This is a genomic window from Chengkuizengella axinellae, assembly GCF_030730905.1.
Lineage (GTDB): Bacteria > Bacillota > Bacilli > Paenibacillales > KCTC-33759 > Chengkuizengella > Chengkuizengella axinellae.
On sequence record NZ_JAVAMP010000007.1, the window covers coordinates 177,155 to 196,645 of the forward strand.

At 34.2% G+C, this 19,491-nt stretch carries 18 protein-coding genes; 6 read left to right on the forward strand and 12 right to left on the reverse strand.

All coding sequences use genetic code 11. The features are described from left to right. Window positions 1-34: 34 nt before the first annotated feature. The 8 genes from Q5Y73_RS14920 to Q5Y73_RS14955 all read right to left on the reverse strand — a co-directional run bounded on the left by Q5Y73_RS14920 (window position 35) and on the right by Q5Y73_RS14955 (window position 10,469). The gene (locus Q5Y73_RS14920) at window positions 35-742 is read right to left on the reverse strand and encodes an ABC transporter permease (RefSeq protein WP_305992706.1); all 708 of its coding nucleotides are present in this window, start codon (window positions 740-742) and stop codon (window positions 35-37) included. Next, entirely contained in the window at window positions 739-1,587 is an 849-nt protein-coding gene (locus tag Q5Y73_RS14925; RefSeq protein WP_305992707.1) for an ABC transporter ATP-binding protein, read from the reverse strand. Before Q5Y73_RS14925 ends, Q5Y73_RS14920 begins: the two co-directional genes overlap by 4 nt. Window positions 1,588-2,270: 683 nt before the next feature. Next, complete coding sequence (locus tag Q5Y73_RS14930; protein ID WP_305992708.1) at window positions 2,271-4,403, reverse strand: CocE/NonD family hydrolase; 2,133 nt, start codon at window positions 4,401-4,403, stop codon at window positions 2,271-2,273. A 181-nt stretch (window positions 4,404-4,584) separates the two neighbouring features. After that, a complete protein-coding gene (locus Q5Y73_RS14935) occupies window positions 4,585-5,748 on the reverse strand; it encodes a dipeptidase (protein WP_305992709.1) in 1,164 nt (387 codons plus the stop codon). 1 nt (window position 5,749) lies between these two features. Next, complete coding sequence (locus Q5Y73_RS14940) at window positions 5,750-6,712, reverse strand: ornithine cyclodeaminase family protein (RefSeq protein ID WP_305992710.1); 963 nt, start codon at window positions 6,710-6,712, stop codon at window positions 5,750-5,752. Between the two features lie 221 nt (window positions 6,713-6,933). Then, a complete protein-coding gene (locus Q5Y73_RS14945) occupies window positions 6,934-8,142 on the reverse strand; it encodes an ornithine--oxo-acid transaminase (protein ID WP_371320218.1) in 1,209 nt (402 codons plus the stop codon). A gap of 59 nt (window positions 8,143-8,201) precedes the next feature. After that, window positions 8,202-9,113 (reverse strand): arginase, encoded by a 912-nt coding sequence (gene rocF / locus Q5Y73_RS14950; RefSeq protein WP_305992711.1) that lies wholly within the window; start codon window positions 9,111-9,113, stop codon window positions 8,202-8,204. 180 nt (window positions 9,114-9,293) lie between these two features. Further along, a complete protein-coding gene (locus tag Q5Y73_RS14955) occupies window positions 9,294-10,469 on the reverse strand; it encodes a LytTR family transcriptional regulator DNA-binding domain-containing protein (RefSeq protein ID WP_305992712.1) in 1,176 nt (391 codons plus the stop codon). A gap of 296 nt (window positions 10,470-10,765) precedes the next feature. On the opposite strand from Q5Y73_RS14955, the gene Q5Y73_RS14960 reads away from it, so the two are divergent. The 3 genes from Q5Y73_RS14960 to Q5Y73_RS14970 all read left to right on the forward strand — a co-directional run bounded on the left by Q5Y73_RS14960 (window position 10,766) and on the right by Q5Y73_RS14970 (window position 14,174). After that, complete coding sequence (locus Q5Y73_RS14960; protein WP_305992713.1) at window positions 10,766-11,530, forward strand: sulfite exporter TauE/SafE family protein; 765 nt, start codon at window positions 10,766-10,768, stop codon at window positions 11,528-11,530. Window positions 11,531-11,713: 183 nt separating this feature from the next. After that, window positions 11,714-12,511: a hypothetical protein gene (locus Q5Y73_RS14965; RefSeq protein ID WP_305992714.1), complete on the forward strand. Its 798-nt coding sequence runs from the start codon at window positions 11,714-11,716 to the stop codon at window positions 12,509-12,511. A gap of 322 nt (window positions 12,512-12,833) precedes the next feature. After that, a complete protein-coding gene (locus Q5Y73_RS14970; RefSeq protein ID WP_305992715.1) occupies window positions 12,834-14,174 on the forward strand; it encodes a fibronectin type III domain-containing protein in 1,341 nt (446 codons plus the stop codon). Between the two features lie 189 nt (window positions 14,175-14,363). Here the strand turns inward: Q5Y73_RS14970 and Q5Y73_RS14975 are convergent, their stop codons facing one another. The 3 genes from Q5Y73_RS14975 to Q5Y73_RS14985 form a co-directional block, all read right to left on the reverse strand. Continuing rightward, the gene (locus Q5Y73_RS14975; protein ID WP_305992716.1) at window positions 14,364-15,353 is read right to left on the reverse strand and encodes an aldo/keto reductase; all 990 of its coding nucleotides are present in this window, start codon (window positions 15,351-15,353) and stop codon (window positions 14,364-14,366) included. Window positions 15,354-15,558: 205 nt separating this feature from the next. Continuing rightward, on the reverse strand, window positions 15,559-16,038 hold the full coding sequence (locus Q5Y73_RS14980) for a glutathione peroxidase (protein ID WP_305992717.1): 480 nt from the start codon (window positions 16,036-16,038) through the stop codon (window positions 15,559-15,561). A 76-nt stretch (window positions 16,039-16,114) separates the two neighbouring features. Next, window positions 16,115-16,507 carry a (2Fe-2S) ferredoxin domain-containing protein gene (locus Q5Y73_RS14985; RefSeq protein WP_305992718.1) on the reverse strand — a complete coding sequence of 131 codons (393 nt, stop codon included), beginning with the start codon at window positions 16,505-16,507 and terminating at the stop codon, window positions 16,115-16,117. Window positions 16,508-16,673: 166 nt separating this feature from the next. Here Q5Y73_RS14985 and pyrE point away from each other — a divergent pair, with 166 nt between their 5' ends. The 3 genes from pyrE to Q5Y73_RS15000 all read left to right on the forward strand — a co-directional run bounded on the left by pyrE (window position 16,674) and on the right by Q5Y73_RS15000 (window position 18,441). Further along, window positions 16,674-17,198, forward strand: a complete 525-nt coding sequence (pyrE, locus tag Q5Y73_RS14990) for an orotate phosphoribosyltransferase (protein ID WP_305992719.1) — start codon at window positions 16,674-16,676, stop codon at window positions 17,196-17,198. 220 nt (window positions 17,199-17,418) lie between these two features. Next, window positions 17,419-17,748, forward strand: a complete 330-nt coding sequence (locus tag Q5Y73_RS14995) for an SCP2 sterol-binding domain-containing protein (RefSeq protein WP_305992720.1) — start codon at window positions 17,419-17,421, stop codon at window positions 17,746-17,748. Between the two features lie 135 nt (window positions 17,749-17,883). Beyond that, window positions 17,884-18,441, forward strand: coding sequence for a GNAT family N-acetyltransferase (locus Q5Y73_RS15000; RefSeq protein ID WP_305992721.1), 558 nt, complete (start codon window positions 17,884-17,886; stop codon window positions 18,439-18,441). 98 nt (window positions 18,442-18,539) lie between these two features. Here the strand turns inward: Q5Y73_RS15000 and Q5Y73_RS15005 are convergent, their stop codons facing one another. Next, window positions 18,540-19,421, reverse strand: a complete 882-nt coding sequence (locus Q5Y73_RS15005) for a serine/threonine protein kinase (RefSeq protein ID WP_305992722.1) — start codon at window positions 19,419-19,421, stop codon at window positions 18,540-18,542. Window positions 19,422-19,491: the final 70 nt, after the last annotated feature.

Sequence of the window (19,491 nt, forward strand, 5' to 3'; positions counted from 1 at the left end):
TGTTTAGCGAGCCTCAAAGTGAAAAGTAAACTTATTAATCAAAACGACGTTTTCCATAAGTAATCACTGTGATGACAACAGCTGCAAGTGCCCATAAAGTAAGAACAATTAATTCTCCTACTATATCTCCGATTTGACCACTTTCACTCAATGTCACCCATGCAACTGCGAATTGTTCATTTGGTAAATAACCAATCGCATTTAAAATCAACTCATTTTCAAACATCGGTTTAAACATCGACATCATTCCGAAAAGCAATAAGAAAGGCATTCCAATAATTGATGTCTCCATGACCGTTCTTGAAAGCAATCCCAGCATGGTTCCTAACGCCAGGTAAAAAATTAAACTAAGAGCAATCAACAGTGCAGAAAACGGAATGGAAAGCATTTCAAGTCCACTTATTTTCACACTAACTAAGATCACAATTAACGTCACAACAGCTGTGAGTGCACTTTTACCAACTAATATCTCTAAAGTGCTAGCAGGAGATAACAATAACCCACGCAATGTGTTCTTCTCTTTTTCTTCTGCAACAATGGCAGCTTGTATAAAAGCTCCTGTAATAATTAACGCAAGATTAATAGGGAATAAAGTCATGGTTGGATCATCATCACTGATTTTGCTTAATAACATGGAATAAAATATTGGCAGTGCGATTGTAAATAATACGTATGAATTTTTTAATAGATCCTTATAATCCTTCATAAAAATGGCGTTTACTCTTTTCAATGAAAATGTCATGCTAATTCCCTCCCAGTAATTTGTACAAAAATTTCTCCAAGTGTTGGTTCGTTTGAGTGAATAGAAACCACTTCTCCAGATCTCATATATTGATAGATCTCCTCTGCTCCCTTTTCGTCTTTATTCACCACAATGCTGCGATTGTCTTTAAGCAATAAGGTCACAGATTCATCCATATACTGTATTCGTAAATTTTGAGGAGTATCTAACTGTTTTATTTCCCCTTGATGTAAAAATGCAACTCGATCACATATCTGTTCCGCTTCCATCATGTTATGTGTCGTTAAAAAGATCGTAGTCCCTTGTTTATTCAGTTCTCTCAATCCGTCATGTATATGTTTCATGTTGACTGGATCTAAGGCGGAAGTTGGTTCATCTAAAAATAATAGCTCAGGTTTGTGCAGCATCGCTCGTGCTAAAGTAACTCTTTGTTTCATTCCTTTTGAAAGCTTTTTAACCTGTGTTTTTGTCTCATTCTGTAAATTTACTACTTCTAAAATCTCATTGATTTGCTTTCGCTCGACATTATAAAGTTCAGAATAAAGTGTTAGATTGTCAAGTACTGTAAGGCGATCATACAACCCACTATTATCTGTTAAAATACCAATCCGTTTCATAAAGGAAGCATCTTTTTGTTTTTTTAATGGTTGATTAAATACTTTAATTTCTCCTGTTGTTTGAAGCAATTGTGATGTTAACATTTTAATCGTTGTTGTTTTCCCTGATCCACTCGGACCTAAAAAACCAAAAGTTTCTCCTCTTTTCACATTAAATGAAACGTTTTTTAGAGCTATTTTATTACCAAATGTTTTGCTTAAATTTTTAACTTCTATAATATTTTCCATCGTTCCTAACTCCTTTTCGAATGTTTTTGGTTAAGCTTATGCCCAAGAATTTAAATTATTTAATATGAATTCTTGATCTGTTAAAAAATCCCTCTATAAACTTTTCATCTTTTTCAGTAAAATAAAAGTGAGTAAAATGGAGTAACGCTTGATTCGCTTTGTTGAGTTCAGTTTAGCCGAATAAAAGGAAGATCGCATTAAAATCAAGGTAAAAGGAGTATATTTTGGGCTGAATGGAGCACTTTTTTAGATGAATGGAATCTTAAAAACACCTAAAAAAATGAAATAATCCGATGAAAATTGCCACATTACTTTAGTAAGTCATTTTATATGGAAAAATTGACTAATGGTAATTTTTTTAAAATAAGGTTATTGAAAATTGTTGGTACCAATTATGTAGTTTCTATACTTTTTTCTAGAATGATTCCATTCATTTGTCCCAACAATGGTCGATTGCTCACTTTACCAAATTGAAGAATTTCCATATCTGAATTATCTACTCCCACTCACTTTAAAGAATAAGATACTTTTTTGGTCTTATTTCATTGAATTCATTAACAATAACGATTCGCAGCTCGCGCAGTTCCCAACGCGAGGTGTAGGATTACATGAAGATAGTTAACCACATGCCAATTGCTTTAATAAACGATCAAACATGCTCCCTTTTAAAATTGAAGAACCAATCAGGAATGTGGTTTTATCAAGGGCAGCTTGATATGACTTGGAAACTTTTCGTTATGAAGAACCCTTTGTTCTACTACAATCGGTTCAGCATCATCATAAGGATTTAACCCTGTATTCGTATTCGGAAAAGCAATAAATTTACTTGAGGAGGTAATTGAAAATCTCAATTTATGTCCTCTTTTAAAAGTATAAGCCATATTTTGCATGAAAATTTCAAATTTTTCAACTTTACCTGGTGTTAACTCCTCAGGCTGATCAAATCCGTTACGATATTTGGCTCTCATAATGTAATCTGATAGACGAATAGAATTCCCTTCCTCATCCACATCACTTAATGTAATTACCCAATCCGTATCTTTTCCAGTACTAGAAGCATAGATTTCCGCAGACAATTCACCTGCAACCACCATATCTTCTGTTAAAATTTCACTCGTATAAACAAGAATATCATTCCTTAATTCAATCTTATTTAAATTCTCAGGTTCCCTGTATCCACTAAACTCTACAGGTTGTTTTGGATCATAAATGTATCTGTCCTCCGACACTGATTCTTTCTTTGGCGTATCACTTAACGTACCATCCCCAAAACTTGAGTTTGCTCTTCCCGTGCTCCCTAAATAAAATGGAGTTACCTCTGCTTCTTCAGGAGTCCAGTTATCAGAAGTTTTCCACTCATTATCGCCAACAACATAATAGGTAGCTTTTGGCTCTTGGTCTATCCCGTTCTCTATCCCTTTTAAATATCTATCAAACCATCTAAGCACATTGACATCATAATGATATACAACAGCATCGTTGCTAAAATTCAGGCCACCATAATCCCTTGCACGATTCGGATTGTGCTCCCATGGACCTAACCATAGCTTTCGATTCGGCACATCGTGTTCGGACAACATTCTCCATGTCTCTGAAATACCTGGACTGTCTCCATCATACCAGCCTGAAATGACAAACATAGAAACGTTCACCTGATCTCCTCTCTCTGAATAAGTACAATTTCTCCAAAAGTCATCATACTCAGGATGCTCGCTCCAAATATCCCATGGCCCTGAATTTTTCCCTATGATTTTTTGTGGAATTTCCTTAATTGGTCTTGCTTCAACCACTTCATCTACACTTACCGTTTCACCTGCAAAAATACTAAAGTCGGTTCTAGTACCAACAGATTGAGCAAGTGTCCAGCTTAATAAAGGCCAAGAGCATACCGCTCCACCTCTTCTAACTGTATCCGTAAATGGCGATCCTACGTTTACTTCATCAACAACAGCTTTTAAATTCGGATGACCGCTTGTAGCAGCTGCTACAACAACATAACCTAAATATGATGCACCCCACATGCCCACATTTCCATCAGACCATTCCTGAGAAACAATCCAATCGATCGTATCACTGCCATCATCTCTTTCATAATAAAATGGAACTAGATCTCCTTCCGAATCAGCACGCCCTCTCACATCCTGATTTACTACTGCATATCCCTTATGAACCCAATGCATGAAAAATTCCTTTTTAATGTTACGATCATAACAAGTTCTAACAAGGATAGTAGGAAGCTTTTCTCTCTGATCTATTCCTTCAGGAAGATAAACATCTGTAGCTAATTTAACGCCATCTCTCATCGGAATTAAAAATGTACCAAGATCATTCACACCATATTTCGGTTTGGACAATAATGGATCATCGTATACTACAAGCGGCGTACATTTTTCATAACCTTCTTTTACAAGTATCTCCATCCCATTTCGATTAGGGCAAACAAAAGCAATAATTTCACCCTCCACCGTTACAATGTCTAATGCTGTATCATTTCGATATGCCCAAACTTGAGATACCACTTGTTCATTTTCTACGACAGCTGAATATTGGATATGTATTTGATAGATGTCTTCATTATTTAATTTAACTTCTTCACCTTCCCAACCTGCCTCTACATAATGATTTATATTTTCATATATTTTTTGAAAAGGAATGCTAGCTTTATAATCAGAAGGCATTACATTCTCCTGCATTTGTGTTCGTCTGCGTTTATCCACCTTAGCGTGCATGATATTCTCTTCTTTAAACTGTATCTTACCTTCATAAACACCTGCACAATAATAATGAAAAAGCGTTGAATTTAAATAGGTTTCCATGATTTTCATTACCTCCTAGCTACTTGATTTATAGTCCATTCATAAACCATGTACCATATTACTATGTTAATCGTAAAAGATACCACCAATCCTAGTTTAATGGTTGTGTTTCTTAGTTTAGGTAAAGTGTATCCATCTCAGATTTTTCGATGTTTTATGCTCACTTCCGTATTAAAGGTGTCTACCCACATACTTCTTCAAAGACGTTCAACCAATTACCACCTATAATTTTTTCAATGTCCTGATCTGAATACCCTCTACTCATTAATCCTCTAGTAAAATTAATAAAATAGCTGTATTTCTCCAATCCTTTCACAGTTTCAGTCGAAGGTCCGTTCCCTTTTGCAAAACCTAGCTTAGGTGCGATATGCTCCTTAAAATAAACTAAAGACCAAGTCACATCACTCATCGGCCAGTCTGTACCAATTCCAACATGATCCACACCAACAAGATTGACAACATAATCGATATGATCCAAAACATGATTCATTGAAGTGTCATTAGGATCGTCATGAATAAACCACGGCATGGCAAATACACCAATTACACCACCTGTTGCAGCGATCGCTTTTAATTCTTCATCACTTTTACAACGCATATGATTAAAAATATTGGATACCCCTGTATGAGAAGCAATAACAGGTTGCTTAGAATAAGTACATGCATCCAATGTAGTTTGTTTCCCACAGTGACTTGTATCAATTAAAACACCTAGCTGGTTTAGATGTTCTATAAAATGGATCCCAAAGTTTGTTAATCCAGCATTAGATTTCTCTGCACATCCTGCCCCGATCTGATTTTGATTGTTATATGTTAGTTGAAGCATTCTCAATCCAAAATCGTACAGCGCATCTACGAGTTCTAAGTTTTTTGCCAAGGCATCTGTTTCTTGTGCAGAGATCATTCCTGCTTTCAAATTTCTCTTTTTCGCATCTCTTATCTCCTCTGCATTTCTCGCCTTCACCAACCAATCATAAGCATCAAATTGGGCTTGTACATCAGCCATGCTCAAAATCATACTCTCTTGATCAGATAAATTTAACTGTCGATTACCTGCGGTAATCCCAGATGCGAACCATTCTTCTTTAAATTGCGGTATATTTCCATATTTTGCCAATTGAGAAATCAACTTGCTAGGCATTCTACCATAGGTCATTGGATCATCTGCAAAACCCTCACACTTTTCTTTAAGATCATCAGAGATTTGGTCTGGTATCGCTTTCGGTGAGAGAGGGCCTTGAAATAGCATATCAATCACAATACTATTTTCATGAAGCTCTATTGCTCGCCGCTCTTGCTGCTCGTTTAATCCAAAATCAAATAAACCTTCTGTTGAATTAATCATTTCAAATCTCCTTTCTACTCTGCGTTACCTTTTTATATAAAAATTCAGCAACTGCAACATCTTCAACCGCTAATCCCAATGATTCAAACACTGTGATGTCATTTCCGTCTATTCTTCCTTCAATCTTTTTTGTAATCAGCTGCCCAATTTCACCTATAATATGAGTTTTAGAAATAACACCTTCCTTTAATGGAATGAGATAATCCCCTGATTCATTCTCTGCAGATTCTATTCTGTCTACATAAAATCTTGAATGCTTGACTAGATCTGAATCTAATTCTCTATCACTTGCGCGGCATGCACCTACAGCGTTGATATGTGCTCCTTTTTTCACCCATTCTCCTTTGAGGACAGGTTTCGTAGCTCCAGTAACTGTACATATAATATCTGCATTTTCAACGGTTTCTTGGACCGAATCACATACTACAATCTCTATATTATATTTCTGACTCATCTCTTCTTTAAATTGAATCGCCTTCTGTTTTCGATTACTCCAAACATTCATTTGTTTTATAGGTCGAACTAACAACATCGCTTCTACGTGTGTTTTAGCTTGTTCTCCTGTACCTATCATACTGAGAAGTTCAGCATTTGTTTTTGCTAAATAATTGGTTGCAACCCCGCTAACCGCAGCCGTTCTTATGTTTGTGATTTCAGTACCGTCTACAACTGTTTTAACATTTCCATTTTCCGAGTCAAAAATGACAACAATCCCTTGGTGGGAAGGCAAACCCTTTTTATGATTTGCAGGAAAAATAGTAATTAATTTAGTACCAATCACTTCTTCACTTTTAACTACTCCAGGCATCAGTCCAAGCAAATTCGTTTGATCCACTGGTATAACACTTCTTAAAGGCTGTATTGCTTCACCCTTAGCTAAATCCAGTAATACTTTCTCCATAATTTCTATACAAGCACTCATCGTTAACATTTGTTTTACTTCTTCTTGATTAATAAACAACAATGAAACTCACTCCCGACTATGTATTCAGTTGGTTCATCCTTCTCTAGTTTACTACTAGTCTTTCAAAATTTGAAATTTCATGAATGTAATCATGTACAGAATATTGCCTTGTACAAATTCAAGTATATGATAAACTGAGGGGTCGAATATGACAAAAAAAGCTGCAAACAAAAGGTTGAACCTTCAGTCCGCAGCTTATCATTTATATATTAAATTAAGTGTTACGCTTTTACTTCACTTTTCCCAAGTACAGTTTGGATTTTTTCAATCGCCCAATCCAAGTCCTCTTTAGAAATGACTAATGGAGGTGCAAATCGAATCACATTTTCATGTGTTTCTTTACAAAGCAATCCCATTTCTTTTAACTCCTCACAATAAGATCTTGCAGGCTCATTTAGCTCTACCCCGATAAATAACCCTTTACCACGAACTTCTTTGATCATTGGATTATTAATTTCTTTCAATTTTTCTTGGAAGTAAGTACCTAACTCAAGCGAACGTTCCGCAAGTTTTTCATCTTCCAGCACTTCAAGGGCAGCAACAGATACCGCACATCCTAGTGGATTTCCACCAAAAGTAGATCCATGAGAACCAGGGTTAAACACTCCCAGTACATCTTTATTCGCAGCTACACAAGAAATCGGGAATACCCCTCCGCCAAGTGCTTTACCTAAGATGTACATGTCTGGCACAACATTATCCCAATCACAAGCAAACGTTTTTCCTGATCTTCCCAATCCAGCTTGAATTTCATCAGCTATGAAGAGTACATTGTTTTCTTTACATACATTTGCTGCTTCTTTCAAAAATCCTTCTGGAGGAATGACTATACCTGCTTCACCTTGAATCGGCTCCAATAAAAATGCAGCTGTGTTTGGTGTAATTGCTTGTTTTAATGCTTCAATATCACCGTATGGGATTAATTTAATACCAGGAAGCATGGGTCCAAATCCACGTTGATATTCTGCTTCTGAGGATAAAGATACGGCAGTCATCGTGCGGCCATGGAAATTTCCAACACATGCAATGATTTCTGCTTGGTTGTCAGACACTTTCTTCACGTCATAAGCCCATCGACGAGCTGCTTTAATCGCCGTTTCAACCGCTTCTGCACCTGTGTTCATTGGTAACACCATATCTTTTTGAGTTAGTTGTACAACCTTTTCATAAAAGGTACCTAATTGGTCATTATGGAATGCTCTTGAAGTTAATGTCACTTTATTCGCTTGGTCAATCAGCGCTTGAATAATCTTTGGATGGCGATGCCCTTGGTTAACAGCAGAATAAGCACTTAACATATCCATATATTTGTTACCTTCTGGATCTTCCACCCATACTCCCTCTGCATTAGAAATAACAATCGGAAGTGGATGATAATTGTGCGCTCCTAATTGATCCGTTTGTTCAATAATGTTTTTTGATGATGTCATATTGATCATCCGTCCTTTCTTCAAACTTCAATATCCCGATATTTAAAACACAACAAAGTTTATGTTAATTTTTCTCCAAATAAAGAACCCATTAATGCCACAGCAACCGTCGCTGTTTTGTTTCTTTCATCCAATATTGGATTCACTTCAACGAATTCAGCAGAAGTGATAATATTTGCTTCCGCAAGCATTTCCATTGCTAAGTGGCTTTCTCTGTAAGAAACGCCTCCAAGCACTGGTGTACCAACTCCTGGTGCATCATGTGGATTTAATGCATCTAAGTCTAAGCTTAAATGAACACCATCTGTATTTTTAGAAATGTAGGCAATTGCTTGTTCCATGACTTTACTCATTCCGAGGCGATCAATTTCATGCATGGAATACACTTTAATTCCTTGTTCACGAATTAAATCTTTCTCACCATCGTCTAGAGAACGCGCACCTATAATAACAATATTTTCTGGTTTGATTTTTGGTGTGTATTCCCCGATATTTGTTAACTTTTCATGACCTAAGCCAAGACCTACAGCAAGCGACATTCCATGAATGTTTCCTGTTGGTGAAGTTTCTGCTGTATTTAAATCTCCATGTGCATCAAACCAAATAACACCAAGATTGTTGTAATGTTTAGCAACACCTGCTATGGTTCCTATCCCAATACTATGATCTCCACCTAAAATAAGCGGAAAACGCTCTTCTGAAATTTCTTTTGAAATAGAAGAGGCTAATTTTTCATTTACCTCTTTCACTTCCTGTAAATTTCTTAAGTTTTGCTCATCTTCATTAACATCAGTCTGATCATCTGTTAGATGACTTATTTCAATATTCCCTAAATCCTTAATATCATACTTTAAATTTTGCAAGCGCTCTACAATCCCAGCATAACGTATTGCGCTAGGTCCCATATCTACCCCTCGGCGTGTTTGACCTAAATCCATAGGTACACCTATAATTGAGATTTGTTGATTCATCAGTCCGCCTCCCTCTAATTCATTTATCAAGGGTATTATATCCTTTTTTAGCACGATGACTCAACTCGACAAAATTTTGTATATTTATACTATCTAAAACCCTTTCATAACAAGGAAATCTATTCAAGGATAACCCGAAAAAATGAAATGCAGGACCCAAATTAAAGTAAGTTACATCTATTAAAATCCGATAATATCTTTCAAATCAGACAGTTTACCTTTAGACAGTGGAATTGAGCTTTTTTTGGAATTATCAAGAATCAAACTGTAACTATTTCGTGTCCAAGTGATCACTTCCCGAACTTTTTGCAAATTGACAATATAGGAACGATGACAGCGAAAAAAACCAAAGGGTTGTAAACGATCAAACAAATCATTCAAAGTATATGTACATGGGAATACTTCTCCTTTTACATGCAGATGAGATATACCCTCGCTGCTTTCAATAAAATCTATCTCTGTTGGATCAAAAAGAATAATTTTTTCATCTACCTTGGCTGGAATCTTTTCAAAACGCACCTGTATTTTGGTTGGTAATACTGCTTCCGACTCCTGAGATTCATCTTCTATTACGTCCTTTTCTGCAGTTTTTTCTTCAGTCATACTTATAGTATCTTTGAAAGCATTTGACTCTACCGATACATTATCGATCGATTGTTCTTCTAGCTGATCTTTCTCTTCTTTGTCAGCATTCTTTAATGAATCTTTGTCCTCTACGTCCAATACATCAACTTTTTTCAATCCTTGATCATTGAGATGGTATACGCGATTTGACATCATGATCGCACTTTCAAGATAACTTGTTGTAATCAGTACTGCCCTATCATTTGCAACAAAATCATTTATCACTTTTTGAATGATCATTTTGCTTTCAATATCTATATTTTGATCTGGTTCTTCCAAAATAATCAACTTTGGTTCATAAACTAATACACGGGCAAGGTGTAAACGTTTCTGTTCTGAAAAGGTCAATCTACTAATCTTAACTTTTGACTTATTAGATAACCCTACTTGTTCTAATATTGAATCAATATCCGTCTCCACCTGAAAGAGTTGTTTATAAAACTGTAGATACTGCTTAGGTGTAAGGCGCTCATATAAACTATCATTTAAAAAAACGATACCTACTTTTTGGATCAAGTTTTTAAGATTTTTATTTAATGGGGTTTCAAACAATAAAATTTCTCCACTTGAGACAGGCATCTCACCAATTAATAGTTGTATCAATTTTGAACCAACGTCACTATTACATTGGATTGCCACAATTTCTCTTGCTTGAATCTCTAAATCTATCACAGGAAATAAAACCGTATTTCCAATATTTTTTTCTAATTGTTTAATCGTTAATATGTTCATTTTTTTATCTCTCCAGTCTATAGAGGACATTCAAAAATCCAATATGGAAAAACTCCTCTCATATTATCCCATTTTTTAACTCTCATGACAAAAATAATGTTTGGACAACCCCAATTTTAGGGATTTATGATATAGTAACATAAAACAAAATCTCCAATCGCTGCCTCATGGAGGTAAGAATCTTCCATATAGTGTTGCTTTTGCTGAACCTTTGAATTTATAAAGAGAATCTAACTGTCAGTAGGCGTTTTTACATCCCCACTGATAGTTAAGTGACGAACCCAAGGAGTTCATTTATGTCAGACTTAACCATTTTACAATTATGCTTAACCGTTTTAGCTGCTATATTAATTGGATTTTCAAAAACAGGAATACCCAGTGCGGGCATTTTTTTTGTTGTTATTTTTGCCTCTACTTTTCCAGCCAAAGAATCTATCGGTATATTATTACCAATGTTAATTGCAGCTGATATCGTAGCTGTTACTTATTACAGAAGAACGGTAGTTTGGAAATATCTTTTCAAATTAATTCCATGGGTGCTTGGTGGAATGTTACTTGGTTTCTTAGTCCTTATCCCTATAGAAAATGAGGAGCTATCCCTATTACTTGGTATTATCATATTAACCCTTATCATACTTCATATTTCTAAAAACAAACTTGAAAGCTGGCTTCAATCTAAATTTACAGAGTCCTCTATTTTTTTAAATATTTTAGGTGTATTAGCTGGTTTTACAACAATGGTTGGAAACGCTGCAGGGGCCATTATGGCGATTTATCTGCTAACTAAGGGATTGAAGAAGAACGAATTTATTGGGACTGGGGCATGGTTTTTTATTTCGGTAAATTTAATAAAGGTTCCTTTTTTCGCTTATATCGGATTAATCACTCCTGCTACATTAGTATTTAATGCTTGGATGATACCGGCGATACTAATTGGAACTTGGTTAGGCATCAAACTTCTGCCACGTATACCGCAAAAGCATTTTCAAACGATTATTCTTTCATTGTCTGCAGTTGGGGGGATAAAGTTGATCTTTGATGGAGTTGTTTATCTCTCTTAAAATTCCCTCCATATCATTTTATGGAATCCTCTCTAGCATTTCATTGAAACAGTGCTATGAATATCTAAATTTTATATAAAAATACTTGAATGATAAACTGCACTTACAAAAAACCAAATAGTTCAATAAACATCAGTATGTGGTAAAATATATATAAATTAATAATTTCACATCAATAAGGAGTTGAGAAAAATAACAATTCTAAAATGGATACGTCAAAGGGAATTATTATTATATTTATTAATTAAATGCTCTGCTGCTGGTTTTACATTATTTTGTATTTATTTATTGCTTATGTTTATTTCAGCAGATTACTACAGTGCAGCTAAAACCATCAAGGAAATAAATTTAATATCTTTTTTATTTATTTACTGTATTATTTGTTCAATGCTTATTGATCTATTATTAAAGCACATTAATCACTTTTTGAATCCATCATTAGCAATAATATTAATGATGACTTTATATTTTACTAGTGGCTTTGTCTACTTGACTCTTTCAAGTAGCTATTGGAATTTCTCAGGAGGATTTACATTTAACACTATAGCAGGTATAATTTCTATCGTATTTTTATGCGGGACTGTCATATTTCACAGGGTGAAAACTCAAATCATTTTTGGGATCATTATCCCTATTCTCATATTTACGATCATTTCATTTACACTCTTAAATCAAAAAGATCAATGGGTCGAACACAGAACAGAAAATAGTTATACAGCAAGCTTCCAATATTTCAGAGGAGAGAAAAAAATTCCTATCTCTTTAAATCAAGGAGAAACACTCCATTTCTGGGTCAAGTGGAATCTTGATAAGAAAGGCGGATACGGATATCATGTTGAAGATGAAAAAGGGAACTACATAGCAATGGGAAATGAAGAAGAGTTTTCTAAAATAAAAACTTTAAATACCAGAACTTATTATATCGTGATTAATGTTGAAGGTGCTAAAGGAGGTTTTTCTGTTAATTGGCAACTTGAATAATCTGTCTAAATTGCATTCTCTATACTTTATCTTTCTAGTTGTAGATTCCCACTCACATTTTTAAAAAAAGTATTTTTTTGCTATCTTTTTTAGTTTTGGTTCATCAATACGTTTAAACATTTATTAGTGCAGTATTACAGTAGAAAAATATAACTCGATAGAATAATTTGTATTTAAATTGAAAATTATGTATTATTCTGTAGAATTTTGTTGTAATATATATTGAGAGCTCTCATTTTATTTATATTATTTATAAAATGTTCATTATTGTTTTTTATATTGTTACATATTTAACCAATATCGCAAATGAAAGGTGAATAATATGAAAAAAGGATTATTGATGGTATTAATAATAATAAGTGTAATTATTTCAATTCCACTAGCTGCTGCAAAAGACAAAACTGAAACAAAGATGAATTTAAATACCGAAACAAGTGAGGATGGGATTTATTTAACTTGGGATAATGTTGGTGATTATTATCAAATATATAAATTTGATGAGATGATTTGGGAAGGTACATCAACTCAATACAATGATAATAATGTAGAAAGTAATAAGAGATATAAATATTCAGTCCTTGCCTATGAAAATAATAATTTAATTGAAAGTGTTAAACTATCTGTAAAGAGCTTAGATTTTAAAACTGAAGACTATTTTATTGAAAAAGTCAATAAAGGAATAAAAGATATCTTGGCTGATGTAAACATTCAAAGCACCTCTGACCAAACCTCTGTCCATCTTAAATGGTCAAAATTTGCTTCTAATTTTAAAGAATATGAATTATATCGTGATGGGATTTTAATTACCACAACTAATAAAAATGAATTCATAGATCATAATGTCTCTCCAAATACTGAATATAGGTATAATGTAATAGCACATATTAAATTAAATAAAAATGAGATCGAAAAAATAAAGAAAGAAAAAGAAAAACAGAATATCAAATTAACAAAAGAACAAGAAAATAATTTATACGACTCATACGATCTTGGTTTATATGTTACTACTGCAAATCATAACCATGCTTTATCTTCTAAAAAGAAAGTGGGAATATCTGCTGAAGAAGAACCAGAATCCTATTTATTTCAATATACAACATTTATACCTGATATAAAATATGTTCCAATCCCATGGCAATTAGAAGTCACCACTTTGGGAGAAGGAGAGTACCTTAATGGAAACAATAGAGGATTTAATAGAAGCTCATCAAGTTTTAAAACAAGAACTTCATTAGAAATTGACTATTCATTATTTAGACCTAACCCTGAAGTAGAAGTTGGCGAAACAATAATGTATGATAAAGATTACAATATCATATACAGGAAAACTATAGATCCTAAATATTGGTATGTTGATGTTGATGTGAAAACGAATACTAGTACATCTAAATCTGTTCAGTTGGGACATGACATAGGTTTAGCTTATCTAGAGTGGATTACACCAGATATTTCCTATTTGTATGATGTATCAACTACTTCTACTGGTCAGTGGAGTGTTTATGGAAGACATGATAAAACTCCAGCACATGAATTTTATGTGTATCATGTAAATCGTTTTGGAAGTGGCTCTTGGAAAACTATTTTTCAACACGGATTTGATGGTGATTTTAGTCACTTAGATGATCTAGGTTTTCAACAATGGCATTTTGATATATCATCATAAAGTAGATTCTTGATGTTTAAAAAAAGTGAATCGAATATCAATAGCTATCCAAAAGTGACTTCAACTTATGGGATAGCTATTTTTCTACCACATGATTGGAACTTATACCGTACCTACTGCCTAACGTGATAAACAACAAAACTCCCGACATCATAATTAAACATTTGTCGGGAGTTCATCCTCATTGCTTTATTTCACTGAAACTTCCTTTGAAACTCTATCAATCTCTGCTAAATGTTTATCTGATAGTCTAAATGACAACGCCCCCACATTTTCCTCAGCATGGTGTTTTTTCGTAGCACCTGGAATCGCAACAATCGTATCTCCGTGGAAGTTAATTGTCCAATTCAGTACAATTTGACTTGCCGACACATGATATTCCTGTGCTAATTGATCTAATAAATCAATTAATGGTTGAGTTCTTTGTAATCCTGATGGTTTAAAGCCAGAAGATAGCTTACGTGGTCCAGTAATATTTTTGATTAATTCTGGCTTCTTATGAAATTTACCCGTTAGTAATCCTTGTTCTAGAGGTGAATAAGCGATAATCGTAATCCCAAGCTCCTTTGCTGCATCTAACACCCCATTTTTCTCAATCCGTCGATCTATCATACTGTATTTCATTTGATTGGATACAAGTGGAAATCCATGATTCTTCAGTGCACGATGTGCTTCTCTCATTTTCCTCTCATTAAAGTTACTAACTCCAACATGATTAATTTTGCCTTCTTTTAATAAAACAGCCATTTCATTCATTTCAGCAGTTGCATTGGAAAAAGAGAACGGTTGATGTACCATATATAAATCTATGGCTCTGCCTTTTAAGGCCTGAAGCCTCTGATCAATCGTTTGTGTAATCGATTTAGCTGTCCGAAGAACTGGCCACCATTTGGTTGCAATGAGCGCTTCTTTTGCTTCATCACCAAGCCCATTTAATACTTCTGCCAAAGCTTCTTCTGACTTCCCCTTACCGTAAGCTTCCGCTGTATCAAACCAATTAATCCCGCCTCTTAAGCTAATTTGTATAATTTCTTCAATCTCTTTCTTTTCTAATACAGGCCAAAAACCACCAACGAACCCATTTCCTTTACTAAACTGCCAAGTACCTAAACCAAGTGCTGAGATCTTTAAATCAGATGTACCTAAGTTTCGTAGTGGTGTATGTGAACTTACTGTCATTAATGATCACCTCTTTAAATAATTAGTATAAGTATACATCATTTCAGACTATAGTTGTACATGTTGACTAAAATATTCAGTTGGTATATCGAATGAAGTTGAACAATCCCCCCCCCTTTTTTTTGGAGTCTCTCAAAGATCCTTATGTAAAAAAAAAGCCCCACTTATGGGACTTCTTTGAATGAAACAAAATTGATTTAGCTTTCTAACCTAATAATTGCTCTATTTCATTTTTCATTTCTAAAGGATTTGTTTTAGGAGAGTAACGAGATATTCTCTTGCCTGATTTATCAATTAAAAATTTTGTGAAATTCCACTCAATATCTTCCGCACCTGACTCACTTGGTGCTTCTTGTTTTAAGTATGTAAATAAAGGATGAACATGTTCTCCATTCACGTCTACTTTTGTAAACATTTGAAAGGTTACGCCGTAGTTCAATTCACAAAATCTTTCAATGTCTGATTCTTCCCCAGGCTCCTGTTCTCCAAACTGATTACACGGGAAACCTAACACAACCAAACCCTGCTCACTATACGTTTCATGAAGCTCTTGAAGTTGTTTATATTGTGGTGTATAACCGCATTCACTAGCCGTATTTACGATTAAAATGACTTTTCCTTCGTAATTTTTAAGCGAAATTTCCTCACCTTTGATTGTTTTAGCTGTATATTCATAAACTGACATTTTATCACTCCTATCTCTTTATACAAACATCATATCGAAATATAGATTGAATCACAAATGCCTTCCTTATTCACCATTAATATATTTTTGACACCTTTTTTACCGTTTCCTCATCTTTCATTTTCCCCAACTTTGTTCCCTTAGAAGGTGTAAAACCCTCACCATTATATGTATGGCTGATCTTATCTTCTAATCGTTGTCCTAAACGAATAGATTCAATAAATTTAGGGGCATCCTGACTAGTCATCCCTTTATACCAAACACCCTCAGGATAAGTGATCACAACACATTTATCCTCACAACGCCCATTGCAAAGTGTTCTAGTAGTATGAATAGATTGATCTAAACCTTTGTTAGTTATTTCCTTACGAATGGACTGAGTCAATTCTTCCGCTCCTTCTTTTTTACAACTGCCTCCGTTGCATATGAATACATGCTGGTTTGTTGTTGTTAAATTCCATGTAGCCATGATTCATCTCCTTTTGAGGAATCGTTTTATTTGAGTTCTTTTCCATTTCACCCTTCTCCTCTATCATTTTGGTGTATAATTACCTATTGGAATAGTTATTTAGATTATTTTACCATGTTTTTAATACTCAACAGCACTATATTCTTAAAAAAGGTGGTTCTTACATATGGAAAAGAAATTACTAGCAAAAAAAATCTACGAGACTGCTCATTTAGAAGGCGAATTTAAATTAAGATCGGGGAAAGTCTCCAATGAATACTTTGATAAATACTTATTCGAGTCTGACCCTAATCTACTTTCAAAAATTGCGGAGCATTTATCGCAATTCATACCAAATGGTACAGAGGTGTTAGCAGGATTAGAAATGGGAGGCATCCCAATTGCTACCGCTCTATCATTAAAAACTGGTATTCCAGCTGTTTATGTAAGAAAACAAGCAAAAGAATACGGAACTTGCAAGCTTGCTGAAGGCATCAATATCGAAAATAAAAATGTATGCATAGTTGAAGATGTTGTTACAACTGGGGGGCAAATAAAAATTAGTGCTGAAGATTTAAAACAATACGGTGCTAAAATTGAAGATGTCTTATGTGTGATTGAAAGAGATGAGGCTGCCAAAGAGAACTTACTTGACGCGGGTCTTACCTTGCACTCCTTATTTACAATGGAAGATTTAAAAAAGAACCTCTAAATAGAAGAAATTTTTTCTGAGATGGAAATGGATTGGATTTCACCTTTCGTATGTGAAAAGATTATTGAGGTCCTGGTAGGTAAATATTTATAGTCTAAAGTAAGAGAATATTCTATACTAGTTGTAAAGGTGTTTCACATACAAAGATCTGCATTCATATCTCCTAACTAGCATAATATGTGTTATAGAGCCTAAACCACAGAAAGAAGGGGTCAGGTACATGTCAGTAAAAGAAGAATTTCTAAATTTATGTGAGAAAGTGAAAGCAAATCCAGAACATATTGAAGGAATGAACTGTGTCTATCAATTTGATGTAAGTGGAGAAGATGAAGGCATCTATGTCATTAAGCTATCTAATGGAAATATAACATATTCCGAAGGAGCTGCAGAAAATCCTTCTTGTACATTTCAACTTTCCTCAAAAAACTTAATTAAATTGATTCACGGAAATTTAAATGCAACCACTGCTTTTATGATGGGAAAACTTAAAGTAAAGGGAAATCTATCATTAGCTATGAAATTAGAAGCAGTACTTAAAAAATATCAATAAGAAATATAAAAAACTCCACTTGATCGAAAATATTGGGTGGAGTTCATATTTTCATAGTTAATTAGTGAACTGATTTATATTAAAAGATAAGACGATTTATACATTGACATATTATTAATGAAACGGGGAGTATAAGTGGATTTTCCAATACTAGAAACAACACGGTTAGATTTAGTAAAAATAGACAAGGAACATGTACAAGCTTATTATGAAATCATGTCCAAAAGCGAAGTTACTCAGTATTATGGAATGGATAGCTTAAAAAATATTGAAGAGGCAGCAAAAATAATTGAATTCTTTGAAAATTCCTTTGAATCTAAACGTGGAATACGGTGGGCAATGATTTTAAAAGAAACAAATCAATTTATAGGGACACTTGGTTTAAACAGCTTAAATATGGGGACTAAAAAATCTGAAATTGGTTATGAGATCCATCCTTCATACTGGGGAAAAGGAATTACAGCTGAAGCCCTTACTGAAGTTTTGACTTATTCATTCCAAGAGTTTGACCTATTTAGAATAGGAGCAGTAACATTTCCTGACAACATCGCATCAAATCGATTATTGGAAAAATTGGGTTTTACTAATGAAGGCAAATTAAGAGGATACCTATATCAAAATGAACAGCCGCATGATGCTTTTATTTATTCTATTCTAAAAACTGAATGGGAAGAAAAACAACGAGAAATTTAATCCAATATTCGAGTAAGTTTTCTTCTATTATAAAGAGGTTGATAAAATGCTTATACTTATATATCAACCTCTTTATGTCTTAGTTTATTTTCTAGTCATTAATACTGAATCGCTGAATCCCAAGCTGCTTTGAACTCAGTAATACTCGAATATCTCAATTCTCTTTCTGACTTTATTGCTGTTAATGAAACCTCATATAATTCTTTTCCAGCTTCCCATTTGGTAAATGAACGATCAAGTTCACCACCTACTAATGCAAAAGCCATCGCTCCCATGTTATACACATTAGTTCTCTCATCAATTTGTGCTCCTTTAATAAATTCCTCAGGAGACATAAAACGTGAAGATCCCCAAAGCCTTCCCATGTCATTGATAAAAGGCTTCTTTTGATAAACGTCAATATCACATACTTTGATTTCATTGTTCTTAAAATCGTACAAGAGACTACCGTCATAAAAATCAACTGCTACATAACCCATATTCTCTACATATAAATGAAAAGAAAATATACGATCCAATGATTGCAGCCTTTGTTTCACAGATAATTGTTTATATCGATAATAGGGTGATGCTGGATCATTGTACTTGGCTGGAGGTGGAAAAGACCAATGTGGATGAAGTGTTTCACCAGCAAACCATTCAAAAACAACAGCATATCCAAATCCAGATTCAACTTCAAAATGATCTATCATTTTAATTAGTGATGGATAACTTAATTTGTCATAAAGATGAACAGCATCTTTTAATCTATGAATGGCATCATGAGTTTGTCCCGAATAATACAACGTTCTGGCTCCTGCGTATTTTATAAATAATTTCTCACCGCTGCTACTTTCAACACCGAAACAAATATTTCCCGAATCCTGTTGATCAAACACACTGAATACTCGTCCTAATTTTTGCAACCAGTCAAAATTATGTGCTTCTTGTAACTGAAATTCTACATCATCTAGTTTTACCCTGTAATGATTTTGCTCCATTCATTTCCTCCTTTATTACTACCTTTCATTCATTTTCATCTTCATGGACAATGGTATGAGCAGATTGATA

Excerpts from the sequence above, each read along its gene's own strand:
- Q5Y73_RS14920 (WP_305992706.1), bottom strand. The coding sequence starts at position 742 with ATGACATTTTCATTGAAAAGAGTAAACGCCATTTTTATGAAGGATTAT.
- Q5Y73_RS14925 (WP_305992707.1), bottom strand. The coding sequence starts at position 1,587 with ATGGAAAATATTATAGAAGTTAAAAATTTAAGCAAAACATTTGGTAAT.
- Q5Y73_RS14960 (WP_305992713.1), top strand. The coding sequence starts at position 10,766 with ATGTCAGACTTAACCATTTTACAATTATGCTTAACCGTTTTAGCTGCT.
- pyrE (WP_305992719.1), top strand. The coding sequence starts at position 16,674 with ATGGAAAAGAAATTACTAGCAAAAAAAATCTACGAGACTGCTCATTTA.
- Q5Y73_RS14955 (WP_305992712.1), bottom strand. The coding sequence starts at position 10,469 with ATGAACATATTAACGATTAAACAATTAGAAAAAAATATTGGAAATACG.
- Q5Y73_RS14980 (WP_305992717.1), bottom strand. The coding sequence starts at position 16,038 with ATGTCAGTTTATGAATATACAGCTAAAACAATCAAAGGTGAGGAAATT.
- rocF (WP_305992711.1), bottom strand. The coding sequence starts at position 9,113 with ATGAATCAACAAATCTCAATTATAGGTGTACCTATGGATTTAGGTCAA.
- Q5Y73_RS14985 (WP_305992718.1), bottom strand. The coding sequence starts at position 16,507 with ATGGCTACATGGAATTTAACAACAACAAACCAGCATGTATTCATATGC.
- Q5Y73_RS14935 (WP_305992709.1), bottom strand. The coding sequence starts at position 5,748 with ATGATTAATTCAACAGAAGGTTTATTTGATTTTGGATTAAACGAGCAG.
- Q5Y73_RS14995 (WP_305992720.1), top strand. The coding sequence starts at position 17,419 with ATGTCAGTAAAAGAAGAATTTCTAAATTTATGTGAGAAAGTGAAAGCA.
- Q5Y73_RS15005 (WP_305992722.1), bottom strand. The coding sequence starts at position 19,421 with ATGGAGCAAAATCATTACAGGGTAAAACTAGATGATGTAGAATTTCAG.
- Q5Y73_RS14975 (WP_305992716.1), bottom strand. The coding sequence starts at position 15,353 with ATGACAGTAAGTTCACATACACCACTACGAAACTTAGGTACATCTGAT.
- Q5Y73_RS14930 (WP_305992708.1), bottom strand. The coding sequence starts at position 4,403 with ATGGAAACCTATTTAAATTCAACGCTTTTTCATTATTATTGTGCAGGT.
- Q5Y73_RS14945 (WP_371320218.1), bottom strand. The coding sequence starts at position 8,142 with ATGACATCATCAAAAAACATTATTGAACAAACGGATCAATTAGGAGCG.
- Q5Y73_RS14970 (WP_305992715.1), top strand. The coding sequence starts at position 12,834 with ATGAAAAAAGGATTATTGATGGTATTAATAATAATAAGTGTAATTATT.